Origin of the sequence: Caenibius tardaugens NBRC 16725 (assembly GCF_003860345.1) — a bacterium.
Taxonomy (GTDB): domain Bacteria; phylum Pseudomonadota; class Alphaproteobacteria; order Sphingomonadales; family Sphingomonadaceae; genus Caenibius; species Caenibius tardaugens.
On sequence record NZ_CP034179.1, the window covers coordinates 4,317,514 to 4,337,640 of the forward strand.

Annotated in this window: 19 protein-coding genes; 9 read left to right on the forward strand and 10 right to left on the reverse strand. The window is 59.8% G+C overall.

The window, feature by feature from the left end; translation table 11 throughout:
• Positions 1-61 precede the first annotated feature (61 nt).
• Together EGO55_RS20300 and EGO55_RS20305 are read left to right on the forward strand one after the other, a co-directional pair.
• Entirely contained in the window at positions 62-649 is a 588-nt protein-coding gene (locus EGO55_RS20300; RefSeq protein WP_210766598.1) for an alpha/beta hydrolase family protein, read from the forward strand.
• Positions 646-1,428 (forward strand): hydrolase 1, exosortase A system-associated, encoded by a 783-nt coding sequence (locus EGO55_RS20305; protein WP_021688903.1) that lies wholly within the window; start codon positions 646-648, stop codon positions 1,426-1,428. Before EGO55_RS20300 ends, EGO55_RS20305 begins: the two co-directional genes overlap by 4 nt.
• Here the strand turns inward: EGO55_RS20305 and EGO55_RS20310 are convergent.
• The 7 genes from EGO55_RS20310 to EGO55_RS20340 all read right to left on the reverse strand — a co-directional run bounded on the left by EGO55_RS20310 (position 1,397) and on the right by EGO55_RS20340 (position 9,539).
• Entirely contained in the window at positions 1,397-2,605 is a 1,209-nt protein-coding gene (locus tag EGO55_RS20310) for a class I SAM-dependent RNA methyltransferase (RefSeq protein ID WP_021688904.1), read from the reverse strand. The two genes, EGO55_RS20305 and EGO55_RS20310, sit on opposite strands and share 32 nt — an antisense overlap.
• Positions 2,606-2,614: 9 nt before the next feature.
• Entirely contained in the window at positions 2,615-4,012 is a 1,398-nt protein-coding gene (locus EGO55_RS20315; protein ID WP_021688905.1) for a bifunctional ADP-dependent NAD(P)H-hydrate dehydratase/NAD(P)H-hydrate epimerase, read from the reverse strand.
• Entirely contained in the window at positions 3,999-4,370 is a 372-nt protein-coding gene (locus tag EGO55_RS20320; RefSeq protein WP_021688906.1) for a hypothetical protein, read from the reverse strand. Before EGO55_RS20320 ends, EGO55_RS20315 begins: the two co-directional genes overlap by 14 nt.
• Positions 4,371-4,372: 2 nt before the next feature.
• Positions 4,373-6,229 (reverse strand): dihydroxy-acid dehydratase, encoded by a 1,857-nt coding sequence (gene ilvD / locus EGO55_RS20325; protein WP_021688907.1) that lies wholly within the window; start codon positions 6,227-6,229, stop codon positions 4,373-4,375.
• A gap of 111 nt (positions 6,230-6,340) precedes the next feature.
• Positions 6,341-7,072 carry an N-formylglutamate amidohydrolase gene (locus EGO55_RS20330; protein ID WP_040714994.1) on the reverse strand — a complete coding sequence of 244 codons (732 nt, stop codon included), beginning with the start codon at positions 7,070-7,072 and terminating at the stop codon, positions 6,341-6,343.
• Positions 7,069-7,881 carry a 4-(cytidine 5'-diphospho)-2-C-methyl-D-erythritol kinase gene (locus EGO55_RS20335; RefSeq protein ID WP_021688909.1) on the reverse strand — a complete coding sequence of 271 codons (813 nt, stop codon included), beginning with the start codon at positions 7,879-7,881 and terminating at the stop codon, positions 7,069-7,071. Before EGO55_RS20335 ends, EGO55_RS20330 begins: the two co-directional genes overlap by 4 nt.
• Before the next feature lie 8 nt (positions 7,882-7,889).
• Entirely contained in the window at positions 7,890-9,539 is a 1,650-nt protein-coding gene (locus EGO55_RS20340; protein WP_021688910.1) for an electron transfer flavoprotein-ubiquinone oxidoreductase, read from the reverse strand.
• 103 nt (positions 9,540-9,642) lie between these two features.
• Here EGO55_RS20340 and EGO55_RS20345 point away from each other — a divergent pair, with 103 nt between their 5' ends.
• The 6 genes from EGO55_RS20345 (at position 9,643) to EGO55_RS20370 (ending at position 14,497) form a co-directional block, all read left to right on the forward strand.
• The gene (locus tag EGO55_RS20345) at positions 9,643-9,975 is read left to right on the forward strand and encodes a hypothetical protein (RefSeq protein ID WP_124916832.1); all 333 of its coding nucleotides are present in this window, start codon (positions 9,643-9,645) and stop codon (positions 9,973-9,975) included.
• 77 nt (positions 9,976-10,052) lie between these two features.
• Positions 10,053-10,397, forward strand: a complete 345-nt coding sequence (locus EGO55_RS20350) for a uracil-DNA glycosylase family protein (RefSeq protein WP_161566055.1) — start codon at positions 10,053-10,055, stop codon at positions 10,395-10,397.
• Positions 10,373-12,199, forward strand: a complete 1,827-nt coding sequence (locus EGO55_RS20355; protein ID WP_040714995.1) for a lytic transglycosylase domain-containing protein — start codon at positions 10,373-10,375, stop codon at positions 12,197-12,199. Before EGO55_RS20350 ends, EGO55_RS20355 begins: the two co-directional genes overlap by 25 nt.
• Complete coding sequence (gene moaB, locus EGO55_RS20360) at positions 12,189-12,716, forward strand: molybdenum cofactor biosynthesis protein B (protein ID WP_021688913.1); 528 nt, start codon at positions 12,189-12,191, stop codon at positions 12,714-12,716. The genes EGO55_RS20355 and moaB overlap by 11 nt, the downstream gene beginning before the upstream one ends.
• A 175-nt stretch (positions 12,717-12,891) precedes the next feature.
• The gene (locus EGO55_RS20365) at positions 12,892-13,320 is read left to right on the forward strand and encodes a nitroreductase/quinone reductase family protein (protein WP_235694118.1); all 429 of its coding nucleotides are present in this window, start codon (positions 12,892-12,894) and stop codon (positions 13,318-13,320) included.
• A gap of 88 nt (positions 13,321-13,408) precedes the next feature.
• The gene (locus EGO55_RS20370; protein WP_021688915.1) at positions 13,409-14,497 is read left to right on the forward strand and encodes a PA0069 family radical SAM protein; all 1,089 of its coding nucleotides are present in this window, start codon (positions 13,409-13,411) and stop codon (positions 14,495-14,497) included.
• 7 nt (positions 14,498-14,504) lie between these two features.
• On the opposite strand, the gene dnaE is transcribed toward EGO55_RS20370, so the two are convergent.
• Positions 14,505-17,987: a DNA polymerase III subunit alpha gene (dnaE, locus tag EGO55_RS20375; RefSeq protein ID WP_021688916.1), complete on the reverse strand. Its 3,483-nt coding sequence runs from the start codon at positions 17,985-17,987 to the stop codon at positions 14,505-14,507.
• A 133-nt stretch (positions 17,988-18,120) separates the two neighbouring features.
• Between dnaE and EGO55_RS20380 the strand changes: the two genes are divergently transcribed.
• Entirely contained in the window at positions 18,121-19,290 is a 1,170-nt protein-coding gene (locus tag EGO55_RS20380; protein WP_040715046.1) for a Yip1 family protein, read from the forward strand.
• Between the two features lie 64 nt (positions 19,291-19,354).
• On the opposite strand, the gene EGO55_RS20385 is transcribed toward EGO55_RS20380, so the two are convergent.
• Both EGO55_RS20385 and EGO55_RS20390 read right to left on the reverse strand, forming a co-directional pair.
• Positions 19,355-19,843: a glutathione peroxidase gene (locus tag EGO55_RS20385; RefSeq protein WP_040714996.1), complete on the reverse strand. Its 489-nt coding sequence runs from the start codon at positions 19,841-19,843 to the stop codon at positions 19,355-19,357.
• Positions 19,831-20,094 (reverse strand): hypothetical protein, encoded by a 264-nt coding sequence (locus EGO55_RS20390; protein ID WP_021688919.1) that lies wholly within the window; start codon positions 20,092-20,094, stop codon positions 19,831-19,833. The genes EGO55_RS20385 and EGO55_RS20390 overlap by 13 nt, the downstream gene beginning before the upstream one ends.
• Between the last annotated feature and the right edge of the window lie 33 nt (positions 20,095-20,127).

Sequence of the window (20,127 nt, forward strand, 5' to 3'; positions counted from 1 at the left end):
CACTGCCGAGCCGCGGACCGAATATGCATTCACTTTCGATCGCGGGCGCCCTGCCCGGCTCTTGATCCTGCCGGCCCTGTTCGATGAAGGGCACAAGCTCCGGCGCCTGACGCTGGATGTTATGAGGCAGTTGGACAACAGCGGGATCGACAGTTTTCTGCCCGACCTGCCCGGTAGCAATGAAAGCTTGGTATCGCTCGGCACTGTGTCGTTGGCGGACTGGCATAACGCAGTTTCAAACGCTCGACGCTTCTTCGGCCCGACCCATCTGTTGACCCTGCGCGCAGGGGCAGTGCTGACCCCACCCGATATCACAGGATGGAGTTACGCTCCGATTTCCGGTGCGATGGCGCTCCGTCACCTGCTTCGGGCGCGCATTGTGGCCTCTCGCGAGGCTGGCCTGACCGAAACCATGGAATCCCTGCAAGCTGCAGGCACAGCAACCGGGATTGACCTTGCAGGCTATCGCATGGGGCCCGGCCTGTTTTCAGGCCTGCAAGACGCGCAAGCGCCACAAGATGGCAGATTGACGCCAATTGCCCAGGATCAAATCGGGGGCAGCGGGTTGTGGTTGCGGGCAGAGCCGGATGAATCCCCTTCGCAAGCCCATGCGCTTGCGACACTGATAGCCGGAAATCTCGCCGCATGAACCGTAGCCACCTCCTGTTCGGGTGCGAGGGCGAACAACTCGCGGGCACTCTCGATGCCGCCGTAGGGAGTGTCGGCCTGCTCATGGTTTCCGGAGGAAACGAACTGCGGTCGGGGGCATTCTCCGGACAGGCCCAGATCGCCGCCAAAATCGCCGCAAGTGGCTTTCCCGTCTTTCGCTTTGACCGGCGCGGGGTCGGTGACAGCAGCGGTGCGAATGGTGGATTCCGCAGCAGCGGGCCAGACCTTGCCGCTGCCCTTGCGCAGTTTCGCATCGCCCAGCCAAAGGTCCGCCGGATCGTCGGCTTTGGCATTTGCGATGCCGCCAGCGCGCTCGTCCTGCATGGCGATCTCAGGCTCGACGCGCTGATTCTTGCCAACCCCTGGACGATCGAGGATGCGGACGCCCTTCCTCCCCCCACGGCGATCCGTTCACGATATGCGCAAAAACTGCGCAACCCTGCGGAAATATGGCGCCTGCTCACCGGCAAGGTATCGCTAAAGGGGTTGTTCCATGGCGTATTAGCGGCAATAGCTCCGCCCCGCCCCGTCAGTTCCCTCGCAGCAGAGGTCGCAAAAGGCATTGCAGCATGCAACGCGCCGGTTCACCTCCTGCTGGCTGGCCGGGACCGGACGGCACAAATCTTTGAATCGGAGTGGCCCGCCGGCGACCCGCGCATTGCCAGATGCCCCAACGCGAGCCACGCATTCGCGGAAGAAGAATCAAAAATTTGGCTTTTTAATCAAATTATTGAGGTGTTGATCGCACAAACAGACTGACAAGCTCAACATGCGTCGACCAGCGGAACTGCCCCACCGGTCGAAGCTGGGCCAGCTGATAACCCCCACCTGCCAGAATAGCGGCATCACGGGCCCAACTTATGGGATTGCAGCTAACATACACGATCCGTTCAACCGTGCTTTCCGCCAGAAGCTTGACCTGTTCACGTGCGCCCGCGCGCGGGGGATCGAGCAGGACGGCATCGAACCGGTTCAATTCATCCGGCTGCAACGGATTACGGAACAAATCACGATGCATCGCATGGACGGGTTTCTGCAAACGGCTGGCCGCCGCCTTGCACGCCAGATGGGCATCCTGCGCCGCTTCCACGGCGAGCACTTTGGTCGGCTCGGCCAGCGCGAAGGCAAATGTTCCCAATCCGGAGAAAAGATCGGCAATCGTGCGTGCGCCCGTTAGCCACGCGCGTGCCGATGCCGCCAACGCGGCCTCTCCATCGGCCGTCGCCTGAAGAAATGCACCGGTTGGAAAGCCCACGGGCACGTCCGCCAGAGATACCGTGACCGGTTCCGGCTCCCACATGGCTTCCGGGCCATAGCCCATATCCAGCGTCAGCCGGGCAAGGTTCCGTTCGCGGGCGAAATCGAGCAACCCCTCGGTTTCGGCCAGCCCCTCCACCGTCAGCCCTTTAATACCGACATCAACACCCTGATCAGTCAAAGTCAGAGTGATGTCGATCGCGTACTTCCCCTTTCTCCGGGCCAGCAGCGCACGCAGTGGCCCGACCTGGGCAAACAATTCCGGCGCAAGGATGTGGCACTCCTGCAATCCGATCAGACGATGCGATTTCGCTTCCCTAAAGCCGATAAGCGGACCTGCACCACCATTCACGGCATGCAATGTGGCGCGTCTGCGGCTGTATGGTGGTGACAGATGCGCCGGTTCCATCACGACCGGTGTCAGCCCCTGCCCTTGCGCGGCATAGGCCACACGCTCAGTCACGAACCGCGACAGGACCACATCATCCGCATGCTGCAGTTCGCACCCCCCGCATGATCCGAAATGGCGACACGGTGGCACGATATGATGCGGGCCGGGTTGCACCGTTCCATCGTCAAGAACCCGATCACCCGGTACCGTTCCGGCAAAATGGCGGCCGTCGGACGTGGCGCCGTCCCCCTTAGCCGCGATGCGGACAATCTCGACATCTTCAATCATAGGAAACTCTTACAAACATGATGCATAAGATGCAGAAATATGTGCAATTAGTCCTTCGGCGCTAAAGGCCGGAGCGGCTCTCCTCGCGCTTTCACCATGCAGCCAGACGGCCTCGCACACAGCGGTTAGCGGATCTGTCCCCGCAGAAAGACGGCTGACAATCAGTCCGGCAAGAACATCGCCCGTTCCAGCCACGGATAGCCAGCTTGTCGCCGGCGGGGCCACGACGATTCGTCCATCCGGCACCGCAATCACCGTATCGGGGCCTTTGGCAACAATCACCATGTCGCTCGCTGCAGCCAGCGCCTTGGCTGTCTGCAACTTGCATTCCCCTGCCACACCGTAAAGCTTCGCAAGCCGGGCAAGTTCGCCTTCGTGTGGAGTCGCGATGACAATGCCACGCTGGCCTGCCAGCATCTGCGGTTCCAGCAACATGAGCGCATCAGCATCCAGAACCAGAGGACCACGCCACCGGAGCACAGCCCGCAACCGTTCAACCATGGCTTCTGATCGTCCCATTCCCGGCCCGATCAGAACCGCCCCGATCCGCGCATCGTCCAGCACTTGATCCAGAGGATACGCCACGGTCACAAGATCGGCAGGACATTGGGGGAGGACCGCAGCGGTCGCCAGCTTCACATAGCCAGCCCCGCCCGCCATCGCAGCCTTGCTGGCCAGCAATGTGGCCCCAGGCATCTCTCCGGCCACTACGAGCACCAGCCCTCGCGTATATTTGTGCGCATCGAGGGCGGGAACGGCCAATGCAGGCCTGCCCATCAGTTGCCCTGCCCCGTCCACCGCATCGACACCGATGGGAACAAGGCGGCGCTCGCCCATCATCGCGGCTGATGGCATCAGCCAATGTGCATATTTCCACGCACCCAGCGCCAATGTGACGTCGCACCTTGGCAGATCGCTGTTCAACGGCAATCCCGCATCGCCATCCACCCCGCTGGGCATGTCGATGGCGATCAGCCTGTCATGGCTCGCCGCGAGATCGCCAAGCAGAGCTATCGCCGCCGGTTCCAGAGGACGGCTAAGGCCACTGCCAAACAGGCAATCGACGAGAACATCGCCTTTGGGCCCGGCATCTGCCGGTAGGACTGGGCCAGCAAATGCGGCGCGGGCATCACGGGCTGCAGAGGTTGCGGGATCAGACAGGGATACGACTGTGACATCGCCCCCTCGTGATCGCAAATGTTCTGCGATTACATAGCCATCGCCCCCATTATTCCCAGGACCACACAAGACAGTCACAGCACGATGACCGGCGATGCGCCAGAGATATTCGGCCCCGCCGCAACCGGCTGTGCGCATCAGACTGTCGACAGTTTCTCCGGCGTCGATCAGCGCCTGTTCCGCTGCGCGCATCTGGGCAACCGTCAGAATCTGATCAGGGTTGGGCATCGTGTTTCGCCAGGGTGACAGGGAAACGATAGCGATCTGCCTCCACCGCCAGTTCGAGCGTTTCGCCGGACAGGGTAGTGCGTGCCGTTACCGCGCCATCGGCCACGGCAAGACCATGCCCATCGTTCAGCACTTCAAATCGCCGGAAGCCACCGTCTGGATGACGCACGGTCAACAACAACACCTCACCATGTCGACTGCGTTCCACTGCGCAATCGGCTGCGAAATCGGACGCACCATTCAGGGCGCAATCGAGACTTTCCGCGTCGGTGGCTGCAAGTGGGTACCCGTCACCGGAGGAGCAGGCCGAAAGCATCAGCAAGCCCCCCAGGCCGGCCAGATACCCGCCTTTCGCCACTTTCAGGCGCGCTTGATCTGCGAAAGATCGCGAACCGCCCCGCGTGCAGCACTGGTCGTCATCGCGGCGTACGCTTGCAAGGCGACCGAAACCTGCCGTTTGCGCGGCTTCACAGGCTGCCATGCGGCATCACCGCGGGCTTCCATCGCGACACGACGTGCGGCCAGTTCCTCATCGCCCACCAACAGGCTGATCGTCCGATTGGGAATATCGATCGCGATCGTATCGCCTGTTTCAACAAGACCGATAACGCCGCCTTCCGCAGCTTCGGGCGAAACATGTCCGATCGACAGGCCGGAGGTGCCGCCCGAGAAACGGCCATCGGTGATAAGCGCGCAGGCGGCCCCCAACCCTTTCGATTTCAGATAGCTGGTCGGATAAAGCATTTCCTGCATACCCGGCCCGCCGCGCGGCCCTTCATAGCGGATAACCACCACGTCACCGGCAACAACCTGCCCTGTCAGGATGGCGGCAACCGCAGCATCCTGGCTTTCGTAGACTTTGGCCGGACCGGAAAACGTCAGGATTGATTCGTCCACGCCTGCCGTTTTGACAATGCAGCCATCCAGCGCGACATTACCGGAAAGAACTGCCAGCCCGCCGTCCTTGCTGAACGCGTGCTCCGCCGAACGGATGACCCCTTCCTTGCGATCAAGATCCAGCGATTCCCACCGGCGATTCTGGCTGAACGCGGTTTGCGTCGGAACGCCGCCCGGCGCCGCGAGGAAGAAATTCTGCACTTCCGCGTCGTTGGTCCGTCCAATATCCCAACGGTTCAGCGCATCGGCAAGCGTCACGCTATGTACCGTGGGCAGATCGGTGTGCAGCAGGCCGGCGCGATCCAGTTCGCCCAGGATGGCCATGATCCCGCCTGCGCGGTGCACGTCTTCCATGTGGACATCGGCTTTCGCCGGGGCAACCTTCGACAGAACCGGAACCTTGCGCGAGAGCCTGTCAACGTCGGCCATCGTGAAATCAACTCCGGCTTCATAAGCCGCGGCCAGAAGATGCAACACGGTGTTGCTGGAACCGCCCATCGCGATATCCAGAGACATCGCGTTTTCAAAGGCCTTGAACCCGGCAATATTGCGCGGCAGCGCGCTTTCATCGTCCTGCTCGTAATACCGGCGGCAGAGATCGACCGCGAGACGCCCTGCCTCGAGGAAAAGGTTCTTGCGATCTGCGTGCGTTGCCAATGTCGAACCATTGCCCGGCAAAGACAGGCCCAGCGCTTCCGTCAGGCAGTTCATCGAATTGGCGGTGAACATTCCCGAACACGAACCGCATGTCGGGCATGCAGAACGCTCAATCGTCTGCACTTCCTCGTCCGTGTAACTCTCATCCGCCGCGGCAACCATGGCGTCAACCAGATCGAGCGCATGCTCCTTGCCCCGCAGGATAACCTTGCCCGCCTCCATCGGTCCGCCCGAAACGAACACGACCGGGATATTGATCCGCAGCGCCGCCATGAGCATGCCCGGCGTGATTTTGTCGCAATTGGAAATGCAGACCATGGCGTCAGCGCAATGCGCGTTGACCATGTATTCGACGCTATCAGCGATCAGATCGCGCGACGGCAGGCTGTAGAGCATCCCATCGTGGCCCATGGCAATGCCATCATCGACCGCAATCGTGTTGAATTCTTTGGCAACACCACCTGCGGCCTCGATCTCGCGCGCGACCATCTGGCCCAAATCCTTCAGATGGACGTGGCCAGGAACGAACTGGGTAAAACTGTTCACCACGGCAATGATCGGCTTGCCGAAATCGCTATCCTTCATCCCGGTCGCACGCCAGAGGCCACGAGCACCGGCCATATTGCGGCCGTGAGTGGAAGTGCGGGAACGATAGGCGGGCATGGTCAGAACTCCGGGTAAATCACGGTATCGGTTTGCTTGGCGGCCCTCTACCGCAGGTAAGGGTTCAGCCGAAGCGGAAAATACAGAGATAGGGATTCGTTCGCGGCATTCCTACCCGCCAAGCGCCAGCGCGACGCGATTGCATATCCGCACCAGCCGCTCCGCCCAAAGCGCCTGCATCTCAGCCGTCTCAATCCGGTCCTGCCGGATTTCCAAGCCGAAATAGTTGCGGCCGTCCGCTTCCGCATGGCGGTTCATTGTCGCGTTAAGCAGCTTTCCCGAATAAGGAAGCTGGTCCCCCACTTCCAAGCCTTCCGCCTGAAGCAAAGGGATCGCAAGCCGGGCCGCGGCATCATTTGCGTTGTAAAGCACCCCACAATCCCAAGGTCGAATCTCTTCGGGATTGCTTGAAAGGTTTGGCGTAAAGCTATGCAATGATACGATAAGTAGCGGAGGAGACGCGTCCAGAAGTTCCGCCAATGCCGTGTGATAGGGCCGAAAAAAGCGTGCCAAACGCGCTTCATGCCCATCGTGACCGAGCGCGTTCCCCGGTATCGCATGGCCGTCGCTGGCAATCGGCACCACTCCGGGCGCGTGCTCCTCGCGGTTGAAATCACACACAAGCCGACTGACGTTGCCGAGAAATGCTGCGATTCCAGCACGTTCTGTCATCTGCTCGGCGACGCCCGCAACGCCAAGATCTATGGCGATATGGTTGGAAAGCAGCGCGGGATCGATACCCAGATCGATGTCATCCGGCACCGTGTTGGAGGCATGATCCGCCACGACCAGAATACCGCCGAAACGCGGTGTGCCCATGACTCGCCAGGCTTCAGCGTTCATCGCAACAGACCTGTCAGAGTCCACCATTCCGGATACTTCTTCCTTATTTCCATCAACGCATTATCCATGACGCCATGGCTTCGGAACAGAGCAAAACAACTTGCGCCCGAGCCGGACATACGCGCCAAAAAGGCACCGGTGCCCCGCAGTTCCTCCAGCACTGTTGCGATGTCGGGACATAGCCCGATTGCCGCCGCTTCAAGATCGTTGCGACCTTCCAGCGCCATTCGACTGACCGGACCGACAGGCAAAGCGCCCCGATCCAGCCCATCCCAGTTTGCGAACACTGGCCCGGTGGGCATCGGCCTACGAGGGTTCACCAACAAAACCGGCGTTCCCGATAGATCGCTGTCGACGGGATGCAGGTCGGTTCCTGTACCAAGTCCGAGACACGTCAGGCTTTCGACGCAGGCGGGAACATCCGCCCCCAATCGTCCGGCCCGCACCATCCAGTCATCGGGCAGGCCATGCATACGTTCGATCAAGCGAAAAATCGCGCCGGCGTCGGCCGATCCACCTCCCAGACCAGCCGCGACAGGCAGGTTCTTTTCAAGATGGATCGCGAGCCCTTCCGCTCGGGGGAGCGACGTCAACGCGCGGGAGACAATATTATCAAATGAACCAGTCAATTGCCCGGAGAACTCACCAGACAATGTCAACGCGTCAGCGACGGCGTTGCGCGCTGTCAGACGATCTCCGGCATCGACAAATGCAAAAACGGTTTCCAGTTCATGATAACCATCCTCGCGCCGCTTGCGAACATGCAGCGCGAGGTTGATCTTGGCATAGGCAGTTTCGGTAAAAGCCAAGCCCGTCCTCACATATTGGGATAGTTCGGCCCGCCGCCACCTTCCGGCGTGACCCAATCGATATTCTGGGTCGGATCCTTGATGTCACAGGTCTTGCAGTGAACGCAATTTTGCGCGTTGATCTGCAAACGCGGTTCCCCTTCATCGATACCGACGAACTCATAGACCCCTGCCGGGCAGTATCTTGCTTCCGGCCCGGCATAAACGGGCAGGTTAATCTGCGTCGGAACCGCGGGGTCCTTAAGCTGCAGATGGCACGGCTGGTCTTCCTCGTGGTTGGTGAACGAGAACGAAACCGATGTCAGGCGATCGAAACTGATCACACCATCGGGCTTGGGATACTTGATCGGCTCGAACAAGTCCGCACGCAGGGTCTCAGAAGCATCGGTATGATGCTTCATCGCCGGGAAAATCGGCATCTTGAGATAGCGCAGCCACATGTCCACGTTGGCGAGCGCGGCGCCAAACAGGTCACCGTTGAACTTGGCGAGCAGCGGCTCGGCATTCTGAACCAGCTTCAGTTCGCTGGCGATCCAGCTATCGCGCACGGCATCATCGAACGCGTTCAGTTCGTCATGCTCACGGTTAGCGGCAACAGCGGCGGCGATCGCTTCTGCGGCAAGCATGCCGCTCTTCATCGCGGTGTGGCTGCCCTTGATGCGCGGTACGTTCACGAAACCGGCCGAACACCCTGCAAGCACACCGCCCGGGAACGCCAGTTTCGGCACGGACTGCCAGCCGCCTTCGTTGATCGCGCGCGCACCATACGAAACGCGCTTGCCGCCTTCGAGAATTTTGCGAATTTCCGGGTGCTGCTTCCAGCGCTGGAATTCTTCGAACGGGTAAACGTAAGGATTGGCGTAATCGAGCGTGGTAACGAAACCGAGAGCCACCTGATTATTGGCCTGATGGTAGAGGAAACCACCACCACCGCTGCCGCTTTCCGAGAGGGGCCAGCCCTGCGTATGCAACACGCGGCCCGGGACATGCTTGTCAGGATCAATGTCCCACAGTTCCTTGATGCCGAGGCCATATTTCTGCGGCTGACTGTCACGCTCAAGGTCATACCGTGCCTTCAGGCGTTTGGTCAGGTGGCCGCGTGCGCCCTCGCAAAACACGGTGTACTTGGCGAGAAGGTTCATCCCGGGCTGATAGTCGCCCTTATGCTCGCCATCTCGGCCCACGCCCATGTCGCCGGTCTGTACACCGATGACCGCGCCCTTATCATCATAGAGCACTTCTGCGGCCGGGAAGCCGGGGAAAATCTCAACACCGAGTTCTTCGGCCTTGCCTGCCAGCCAGCGACACAGATTGCCGAGCGACCCCGTATAATTGCCGTCGTTCGACATGAATGGCGGCATCAGAAGGTGCGGAATTGGCATTTTGCCGTTCTTGGTCAGGAACCAGTGCCAGTTGTCCGTGACGGGCGTTTCCGCCATCGGGCAGCCATCATCGCGCCATGTCGGCAACAGTTCATCGAGCGCCTTCGGATCGATTACCGCCCCCGAAAGAATATGCGCGCCGATTTCCGACCCTTTTTCAAGGATACAGACCGAAAGGTCCGCGTTCAGTTGCTTCAGCCGGATCGCGGTGGAGAGACCTGCGGGGCCTCCACCTACGATAACGACGTCATACGGCATCGATTCACGTTCACTCATGACCTGCAGTCCTGTTTCCCCGTTTGCCTTTGGGCAACGTCATTTGGCACATTCTTTATTTATCGCCTTGATTGCTGCGCACCGGCAGGTCAAGACCCGCGCGATGGGTGAACACGCAAATCTGACCCCGGCACAGGCCCTTGCAGGCGCCATGAACTGGTGGCGCGAAGCTGGCGTCGACCTGCATTTCGTTGACGAAACACACCAGTGGATCGTGGATTCGCCCGAGGAAGCGGGGATTCCTGCCCCGCGCCGGGCCATGGCCATGCCGCCACCCGAAATGGAGCCGGAAGTGCTCCCTCCCCTTCTGGCGATACGTGATAACTGGCCGCAAACCCTCGAGGAATTTTCACCATGGTGGCTACAGGAACCCGCTCTCGACAGGGGTGGAACCTCGCCCCGCGTGGCACCACGGGGGTCACGCACCCAGAACTGATGATACTGGTCCCCGAACCAGAAGCCGACGACAGGCAAGAACTCCTGTCCGGTCCTCTCGGCGCATTTCTGGATGCCATGCTTGCGGCCATGGGTATTGCACCGGAACGAACCTATCGCGCATCGGCATTGCCGCGGAACACACCGTTGGCCGATTGGAATGCGGCGGCGCATTCCGGCATGCGGGATTTGACGCTGCACCACATTGATCTGGTGCAACCGGAACGCGTGCTTGTCTTCGGGCGCAACATCCTGCCGCTACTGAGCCACAATCCGGCGCAAAATCCTGCTGATTACTGTGAAATTAACCATCGGGACCGGAAAATTCCTGTAATTGTGGGCTGGGATCTGGCTGCTTTGCTTGGGCGCGCGAAAGCGCGTTCGATGTTCTGGCAGCGATGGCTCGATTGGACGGATACATAATTGTGAAGCATTTAAAGAAGCTGTTGCGCATCCGGAACGTGTCTGCCGCATTTGCGGTAGGGGCAGTTCTGGCGGCAACGCATGCCCAGGCGCGTACTTCGGCGGAATATTTCACCGCCCGCGCAACGTCCACCCAGGTCCCATCGGTCCTCAGCCGACAGGAGCGTGACTACTACCGCTCCGTTTTTGACGCGATCAAGGGTGAGCAGTGGGTCCGCGTACAGGCCCTGCTGGCAGAAGATAAGGATGGCCCGCTGCGCCAGATCGCTGTGGCCCGCTATTATCTGGCAGCCAATTCCCCCAAAGTCGAATTGCCGCAAATTCAAGCATGGCTTGCCGATCCGACAGCACTAACTCTGCCACAAGCGGAGCAAATGGCCCGCCTTGGCCAACGCCGGGGTCTCACCTCCTTGCCTGCCCTGCCCCAGGCGCAGCCGTTCCAGTATCAGGGCAACGACCCCAAGCGCATCCGCCCGCGCCCCGTAAACGACGGCACGATGCCTGCTTCGGTTTCGGCAGCGATCTTCCAGCGGATCAAGAATGACGATCCGGGCGGCGCACGGGCATTGCTCGAGGGGATCGATGCCTCGCTCAGTTCGGAAGCGCGTGCCGAATGGCGCCAGCGCGTGGCCTGGAGCTATTACATCGAGAACGATGACGTAGCCGCGCTCGCCATGGCGCAACGCGTTTCAGAAGGATCGGGCGCATGGGTGCCGGAAGGCGACTGGGTTGCCGGATTGGCTTCGTGGCGACTGGGCGATTGTGAAACCGCCGCCCGCTATTTCGAAAAGACAGCGCGCAGTGCGGGCAACCCCGAACTGGGCTCCGCTGCCTATTACTGGGCCAGCCGGGCGCAGGTCCGCTGCCGGTCCCCGGAACGCGCCTCTGCCTTGCTGCGGGCGGCAGCCCGGGCCGATGATACGCTCTACGGTATGTTGGCGCTGGAACAGCTCGGCCAGCGCATCCCGGCAAAATACGCGCAGGCGGATTTCAAGTCGGATGACTGGAAGGCTCTGCGCGACATTCCCAACGTCCGCATCGCGGCCAGTCTCGTCGAAATCGGCGAACACGATCTTGCCGATGAAGTGCTGCGTTACCAGGCGCGCATCGGCAACCCCCGGCAGTTCGATGCCCTGTCCCGTCTGGCTCGTGATTTCGGCATGCCTGCGACACAGTTATGGATGGCGTACAATGCACCGCGCGGGGGCAGCACCGAACCGGCCGCCCGTTTCCCGACACCGAAATGGCAGCCTGTCACCGGCTGGCGCGTTGATCCTGCGCTGGTCTATGCCCATGCACTGCAGGAATCGAATTTCCGGACCAGCGTGGTCAGCCCAGCTGGCGCCCGGGGGCTGATGCAGATCATGCCCGGCACCGCCCAGCATCACGCCGCATCGATCAATATGAACGGCACTTTCGCGGAACTGGAAAAGCCGGAAATCAATCTCGCCTATGGGCAGCGCACATTGGAAGCCTTGCGCGATTCAGCAGGGACGAACGGGCTTCTGCCCAAGGTCATGGCAGCCTACAATGCCGGCCTCGCACCGATCACGCGTTGGAACTCCGAGATCAGGGACCAGGGCGATCCGCTTTTGTGGATCGAATCCATCCCTTACTGGGAAACGCGCGGCTATGTCGCCATCGTGACACGCAACTACTGGATGTATGAACGGCAGGCCGATGCGGAATCGCCCAGCCGCCTTTCTCTCGCGCAGTCCCAGTGGCCCGCCTTCCCGCAAATGGGCAAGACTGGCAACAACCGTCGGATTGCGGCGAACGATGCGGCTGGCAATGGCAATTGATCTCGAGCGGACGTTCAAACCGATCAATATCGCGCTTCTTACCGTATCCGACACGCGCGGACCGGAAGATGACACGTCGGGCAATATTCTGGCGGACCGTATTCGTAAGGCAGGCCACAAGCTGACTGCGCGTGCGATCGAGAAAGACAATGCCGATCTGCTGGTAAAACGGCTGAACAGCTGGATCGATGACCCGCAGGTTGATGCCATTATCTCGACCGGTGGCACGGGCCTGACCGGGCGGGATGTAACCCCGGAAGCATTGGATCGGCTGAAAACGCGGGACATTCCCGGCTTTGGCGAATTGTTCCGTATGCTCAGCTACAAGACAATCGGGACCGCGACTGTGCAGTCCCGCGCCTGCGCGGTGGTTGCGCGGGGAACCTACATTTTCGCGCTTCCTGGTTCCAACGGTGCCGTGAAAGACGGATGGGACGGCATTCTGGCAGAGCAACTCGACAGCCGTAATCGCCCCTGCAATTTTGTGGAACTGATGCCCCGCCTTCGCGAAATCTGATCCCACGGACAGGCGCCACTCCGCCGCATGCGAATGCCTGGCCAAAATTGGCGCGCGACAAAAACGACAGCATCTGGACTGCTGGCGCCAACACGCTACCTATCGCACAGGATGTACGGGTAACCCCAGTACGCAAAACCATAGGTGGGAGAGAAAATTGCTGGAAAAGTTTGTGATGACCCCCCGGGGGCTCGCGCTCGACAAGTTTCTGGTGCGTCACTTTGGCTATTCGCTGACAACCAAGGTTTTCGCCCGTTCTCAGGGTTATGCCCCGCCATCGGTGCTCTATCTCGAAACAACGGGGCGCAAAAGCGGACAAAAACGTGGTGTTGCGGTCCCCTACTTCGAGGTTGACGGGAAAATCCTCGTGGTTGGTTCCAAAGGCGGCGCGCCCGAAGATCCTTATTGGGCGCTCAACCTGCGCGCTCATCCCGATGCAGTTGCCCATATCAACCGCAAACGGCGCAATGTCCGCGCCGTGTTTCTGACTGGCGAAGAACGCGCGCGCCACTGGGAATGGCTCAAGAACCGGATTTCGAGCTATCAACACTACGAAACGCGCACAACGCGGGAAATTCCGATCATTTCTCTCGAGATCATTTGAACCAACGCGTTTTTCTGAACAAAACCTGCAGTGGAACAGCGCACGCCGGACGTGACACAAAGCTATTTGTTCTATATATGTTCCTTCCATGGAACGGCACACGCGACGGGATCAGAACAAAGGCCGAGGCGCGCAATCCTCCTCTGTATCCCGTCGCTTCAATCTGCCCGACCGCATGCAAGATGGCGATTGGCTGGATGATCGCGCGCTTGTGGATGGTCCTGCGGATAAGTTGCGGACAAGTGTCGTCGAAGAACACCCCAGGACAATTCTCAGCTTCAACCGATCACCCGATATTCCCTTCGACCGTTCGATCAACGCCTATCGCGGCTGTGAACACGGGTGCATCTATTGCTACGCGCGGCCAACACACGCCTATCACGACCTGTCGCCCGGGCTGGACTTCGAAACCAAGCTCTTTGCCAAACCACAGGCCGCAACGCTGTTACAGGAAACGTTCGCGCGGCCGAACTATCGTCCTGCCCCGATTGCGATGGGCACCAATACCGATCCCTATCAGCCTATAGAGGCAGGTTACGGGATCACCCGGCAAATCCTCGAACTGTGCCTTGATTGCCGTCATCCGGTCACGATCACGACCAAGTCGGATCGCGTATTGCGCGACGCCGATCTTCTCGCGGAACTGGCCAAGCGTCGCCTGACCGCAGTGTCACTCTCAGTGACGAGTCTCGATCCGCACCTTTCCCGGTTGCTTGAACCAAGAGCAGCTTCTCCCGCGAAGCGCCTGAACGCGCTGGAGGAACTTGTTCGGCTGGGCATTCCCTGCAACATTTCGATCGCCCCGGTCATCCCGGCAATCACCGATCATTTCATGGAAGCGCTTCTCGATGAGGCGAGCAAACGGGGGGTTCGATCCGCAAGCTGGATAGCCTTGCGCCTACCGCACGAAGTTGCGCCCCTGTTCCGCGAATGGCTCGGGGTGCATTTTCCAGACCGGGCCACGAAGGTCATGGGGATCGTGCAATCCATGCGCGGCGGGAGAGATAATGATCCGGACTTTTTCACCCGCATGAAACCGCACGGGGTGTGGGCCGACCTTATCCGCACCCGTTTCCGCACGGCATGCCTCCGATCAGGCATTACCGGATGCGATTTTCCGCTCGATTGCACACAGTTTCGGCCACCGTCCCTGCACGGGCAACTGACGCTGTTCTGACGCGCAATCAGGCAACAAGGCGCAAATGGCGCCCATTGGGTATGGCACTGAGCGCAACTTTGCTGATTCCGGGTATCTCCTGAATCCGTTCAGCCAGTTCCCCATCAAGCTGGAATCCATCGCCCAGTCGCATCAGCGGGGCATCGCCGCGCGTGGTGCGCAAGCGCGCCACGACCTCGCCCTTGCCCTTTTCGCCCTGCGGCAGCAGCCCGGCCAGCGTGTGAACGGCATCGACTTCGCTAATTTCCAGTGTGAGCCGCATCCGCGCCGCACTTTTCACCTCTGCCAAAGGCCGTGCCCCACGCACCGTAACCCGAGGCGGTTCGTCCGGGCTTGGGCTGTCGAGTTCAACATTCAGAAGAACGCAGGCCCCCTCCTTCGCCCATTTGACGAAGGGCTCCACCATACTTTCCTCGAAACATGCCGCGCTGAACTGCCCCGAGGAATCGGAGAAATCGGCGCGCACAAAATCAGCACCCTTGCGCGTCTTGCCGCGGCTGGCCCCTTCGACCATCGCCGCCATAACCGCTGATGCCCGGCCGCCCGCCACGCCGCTTTCCATCAATCCGGCAAAGGACCGCGCCCCATTGGCACTGGCGATCGCACGATATTGTTCCACCGGATGTGCCGCGAAATAGAACCCGAAATTGTCGCGCTCTTGCGCCATCTGTTCCGTTCGGCTCCATGGTTCGGCATCGACCAGCCGCAACGACGGTTCGGCATGATCGTCTCCCCCGAACAACCCGGCTTGCCCGCTCTGCCGTTCGCGCATGGCGGCATCGGCCGCGCCCATCAGAATTTCGGCGCTCGCAAAAACCTTGGCGCGATTTGGTTCAAGACGATCGAAGCCCCCCGCCCCGGCCAGTGCTTCGACCTGCCGGCGGTTCATCGACCCCGGCGGAAGGCGGCGGAACAGATCGTCGAGCGATGCGAACGGACCGTTCGCCTCCCGCTCTGTCACAATCGCCTCCATCGCCTTTTCACCGACGTTGCGAATACCGGCCAGCGCGTAGCGCACCGCATAGCCTTCTTCGGTCTGCTCAACCGTGAATTCGGCTTCGGACCGGTTCATATCCGGCCCTGCGATGACGATCGGCACTTTCTGGCGGCGCGCATCGTCGATGAACACACTGAGTTTTTCCGACTGATGCATGTCGAAGCACATCGACGCCGCGTAGAACTCTTCCGGATAATGCGCCTTCAGCCACGCGGTCTGGTAAGCCAGCAAGGCATACGCCGCAGCGTGGCTCTTGTTGAATCCGTAACCCGCGAACTTGTCGATCAAATCGAACAGTTCGTTGGCCTTTTTCGGTTCAATTTCGGAGACCTCCTTGCACCCTTCGACAAACCGGGCGCGCTGGATATCCATTTCAGCCTGGATCTTCTTGCCCATCGCCCGGCGCAACAGGTCAGCATCACCCAGCGAGTAACCGGCCAGGATCTGCGCAGCCTGCATCACCTGTTCCTGATAAACAAAAATCCCGTAGGTTTCCGACAGGATACCTTCCAGTTTGGGATGCGGGTATTCGATCGGTTCCAGCCCGCTCTTGCGCTTGCCGAACAGGGGGATGTTATCCATCGGGCCCGGCCGATAAAGCGAAACGAGCGCGATGATATCGCCGAAATTGGTGGGCTTCACCGATGCCAGCGTGCGGCGCATCCCTTCCGATTCCAACTGGAACACGCCCACGGTGTTGCCTGACTGAAGCAATTCATAAACCTGCGGATCGTCCCACGGCAGGCCTTCCAGTTCCACAGTGATCCCGCGTTTTCCCAGCAGATCGACCGCCTTGCGCAGCACCGAAAGCGTTTTCAGCCCGAGGAAGTCGAACTTGACCAGCCCCGAATCCTCGACATGCTTCATGTCGAACTGGGTGACCGGCATATCCGAACGCGGATCGCGATACAGCGGAACCAGTTGCGACAACGGCCGGTCGCCGATCACAACGCCCGCGGCATGGGTTGAACTGTTGCGCGGCAACCCTTCCAGTTGCAGCGCCAGATCGACCAGACGCTTTACCTCCGGATCGACATCGTATTCATGGCGGAAATCCGCTGCCCCGTTCAAGGCACGGGGCAGCGTCCATGGATCGGTCGGGTGATTGGGCACCATCTTGCACAAGCGATCGACCTGACCATAGCTCATCTGCAGGATACGGCCGCAATCGCGCAGTACCGCACGGGCTTTCAGCTTACCGAAGGTGATGATCTGGGCCACATGGTCGTGCCCGTATTTCTGCTGCACATAACGGATGACTTCACCGCGCCGCGTTTCGCAGAAATCGATATCGAAGTCAGGCATCGAAACGCGTTCCGGATTGAGGAAGCGTTCGAACAGCAGGCCCAGCCTGATCGGATCGAGGTCCGTGATCGTGAGCACCCAGGCGACCAGCGAACCGGCGCCCGAACCACGCCCAGGCCCAACCGGAATACCATTTTCCTTCGCCCACTTGATGAAGTCGGCAACGATCAGGAAGTAACCGGGAAATCCCATTCTGGTGATGATGTCGATTTCGAATTGCAGCCGATCGTCATAAATCTTCCGCTCTTCCGCGCTCATTTCCCCGTAGGGTGCCAGACGCATATCCAGCCCGCGCCGCGCATCTTCCGCCATCATCCGGGCCTCGCCTTCCAGATCGCCCGCAAGGCTGGGAAGGATCGGCTTCCGTTTGGGGGGCGCCGTGGCGCAACGCTGGGCGACGACCAGCGTATTCGCCATCGCTTCCGGCAGGTCGGCGAACAGCTCGGCCATCACTTCGACAGGTTTGACAAAGTTATCAGCCGACGAACGCGGCCGCTCGGGCGCATCGATGTGGGTCGAATTGGCGATACACAGCATCGCGTCATGGGCCGCACGGAAATGCTGTTCTGCGAAATTGGCCGGATTGGTCGCCACCAACGGCAGATTGTGCGCATAGGCAAGGTCGAGCAAGGCCTCTTCAGCGGCTTCTTCCGTCGCATCATTACGGCGCGACAGTTCCACATAGAGGCGTTCGGGAAAAAGCTTTTCCAGCCACTCGCTATAGGCGTAAGCCTGTTCGTTCTGACCCAGCGCGAACAGGCGCGTGATCGCACCTTCTGCCGCGCCCGTCAGTGCGATCAGACTATCCGTATAGCCTTCCAGCCATTCCCGCAGAACATGGGGGTCTTCGTGCAACGGACGATCGAGGTGCGCCCGGCTTACGAGATGGCAAAGATTGTCCCATCCCTTCTCGTCCTGCGCAAACAGCGGCAGGTAATCGACCTGTGCGCTGTCTCCGCCACCGCCGCGCGCAACGCCCAGCAGGGTTCCGACAATAGGCTGGATGCCTTTGTCACGGCAAGCACCAGCAAAGGCCACCGATCCATAAAGGCCGTTACGGTCGCAGATCGCAATGGCAGGAAAGCCGCGATCCTTAGCCAATTGCGCAAGCGCCTTGGGATCGATCGCCCCTTCGAGCATCGAATAAGATGAAAGAACCCGCAACGGTACAAATGGGGCGTAGGCCATTATCGAACGCTACCCATTCGAAGGGTATGCAATCAACCCTCCACGGCCCGGGTTCTGGGGAAAAGCGGCGGACAATGCTTTGCAGGAGGGTTGAGATATGTTCCTATCCTCCACCTTCACAGAGGGGTGCACCATGGACGATAATCCTGTTTCAGGCCCGCAGTCGAAAAATCTTGTCGATCGGGTCAAAGCGATCCTTACCAAGCCGGCGCAAGAATGGCCGCAGATCGAAGCCGAAAATTCAACCATCGCAGACATATTCACCAAATATGTACTCCCCTTGGCTGCGATTGGTCCGATTTCCCTCTTTATCGGAAGCCAGATTTTCGGTTTCGGCGCTCTCGGGTTCACTTATCGCCCGAGTTTCACAAGCGCACTCGGCACGGCTGTAACCAGCTATGTCATCGCCCTGATCTCCATTGCGGTTCTGGCATTTCTTATCAATGTGCTGGCCCCCCGGTTCGACGGGAAGGAAAACAAACTCAGCGCCGTCAAACTCGCGGCCTACAGCATGACCGCAGGCTGGGTTGCCGGGATACTGGGCCTGATCCCCTCGCTGGGCATTATCGGTGCGCTAGCCGGGCTTTACGGCATATACCTTTTCTACCTTGGCGCCCCCACACTGATGAAAGTGCCGCAGGACAAGGCCGCAGGGTACACCGCCGTAACGATTATCGCCGCGATTATCCTGTTTTTCATCGCAAGCACGATTTCGTCCACCGTCGCCGGCCTGTTCGGACATCGCCCCTATGAAAATCTTGCCGAGAGTGGGGAGATGTCGGGTACCGTGTCCATTCCCGGCATGGGCTCCATCAATCTCGACAAGGCACAGAAGGCCGCCGACCGCGCGGAAAAAATGGCGAACGGTGAAATTAAGCCCGTTGCAATCGATGCGCTGAAGACCCTGCTCCCCGCCAGCATCGGTGCCTATACCCGCACGAGCGTGGACAGCATGTCCGCCGGCGGAATGAGCAATGCCTCCGGCACTTATGCCAATGGCGACAGCCGCTTTGACCTGCGGATTTCCGATACCAACGCGCTCGGCGCTCTTGGCGGGATTGGTGCCGCGATGGGCGTGGAACAGTCGAGCGAAAGCGAGGATGGCTACGACCGGACCCAGGTCGTCGATGGCCGCATGCAAACCGAAAAATGGAGCAAATCCGGCAGCAATGGTACCTTCGGCGTACTTCTTGCCGACCGTTTTATGGTGGAAGCCGAAGGCAGTGTGCCAAACATCGATGTGCTCAAGCAGGCGGTCAGCTCGATCGATGCCTCCGCACTCGCCAAGCTTGCCGGATCATGACATATCGCCCGGGTTCTGACGGAAACAAACGCCGCCAGACCCGGGAAGGTAATAAAACCATAGCCTAGAGCAAGGCTTCGATATCGCGTTCCAGCGCGCCCGGTTTTTCTGCCGGGCCATAGCGTTTCACAACATGGCCTGCGCGATCGATGAGGAATTTGGTGAAATTCCACTTGATCCCGCGCGTACCGAAAACGCCGGGGGCCTGCTGTTTCAGCCAATTATAAAGCGGAATAGCCCCGTCGCCGTTGACATCGACCTTTTTCATGACCGGGAAACTGACATCATAGGTCAGTTTGCAAAAACTGGCGATTTCTGCGGCATCGCCCGGCTCCTGCTTGCCAAACTGGTTGCAGGGGAAAGCAATGACTTCAAAGCCCGTGTCCGCGTATTTGCGGTAAAGCGCCTCGAGCCCTTCATATTGGGGCGTGAAGCCGCACTTGCTGGCGGTGTTCACAACCAGCAGAACCTTGCCCTGTTTGTCGGCAAGGTTCTGCACGCTGCCATCCGGTCGTTCGACCGCGAAGTCGCCGATGACGCTCAAGCTGCCGATCCGGGAAAATCCCGTCGCGATGCGAGCGCGAGAATTTCCGGCAACGCAAGGCGGTGATCGCCCGATTTCAGGATTTCGTAATTGCCCTGCTCATCCGCCGGGAGATGGGCAACATAGGCCACCAGTTCCCTCAGCGTGCCGCTCCGTATTGATTTGAAGTCGGAAAATACCCCCCCACCATCATCTTTCCGATGCAGTTCGGAATGATCATCCCATTCTACCGGGGTGTTCTGGCGGGGAATATCGTTCATAATCACAACTCCCATAATGATGCTTCCCATGTG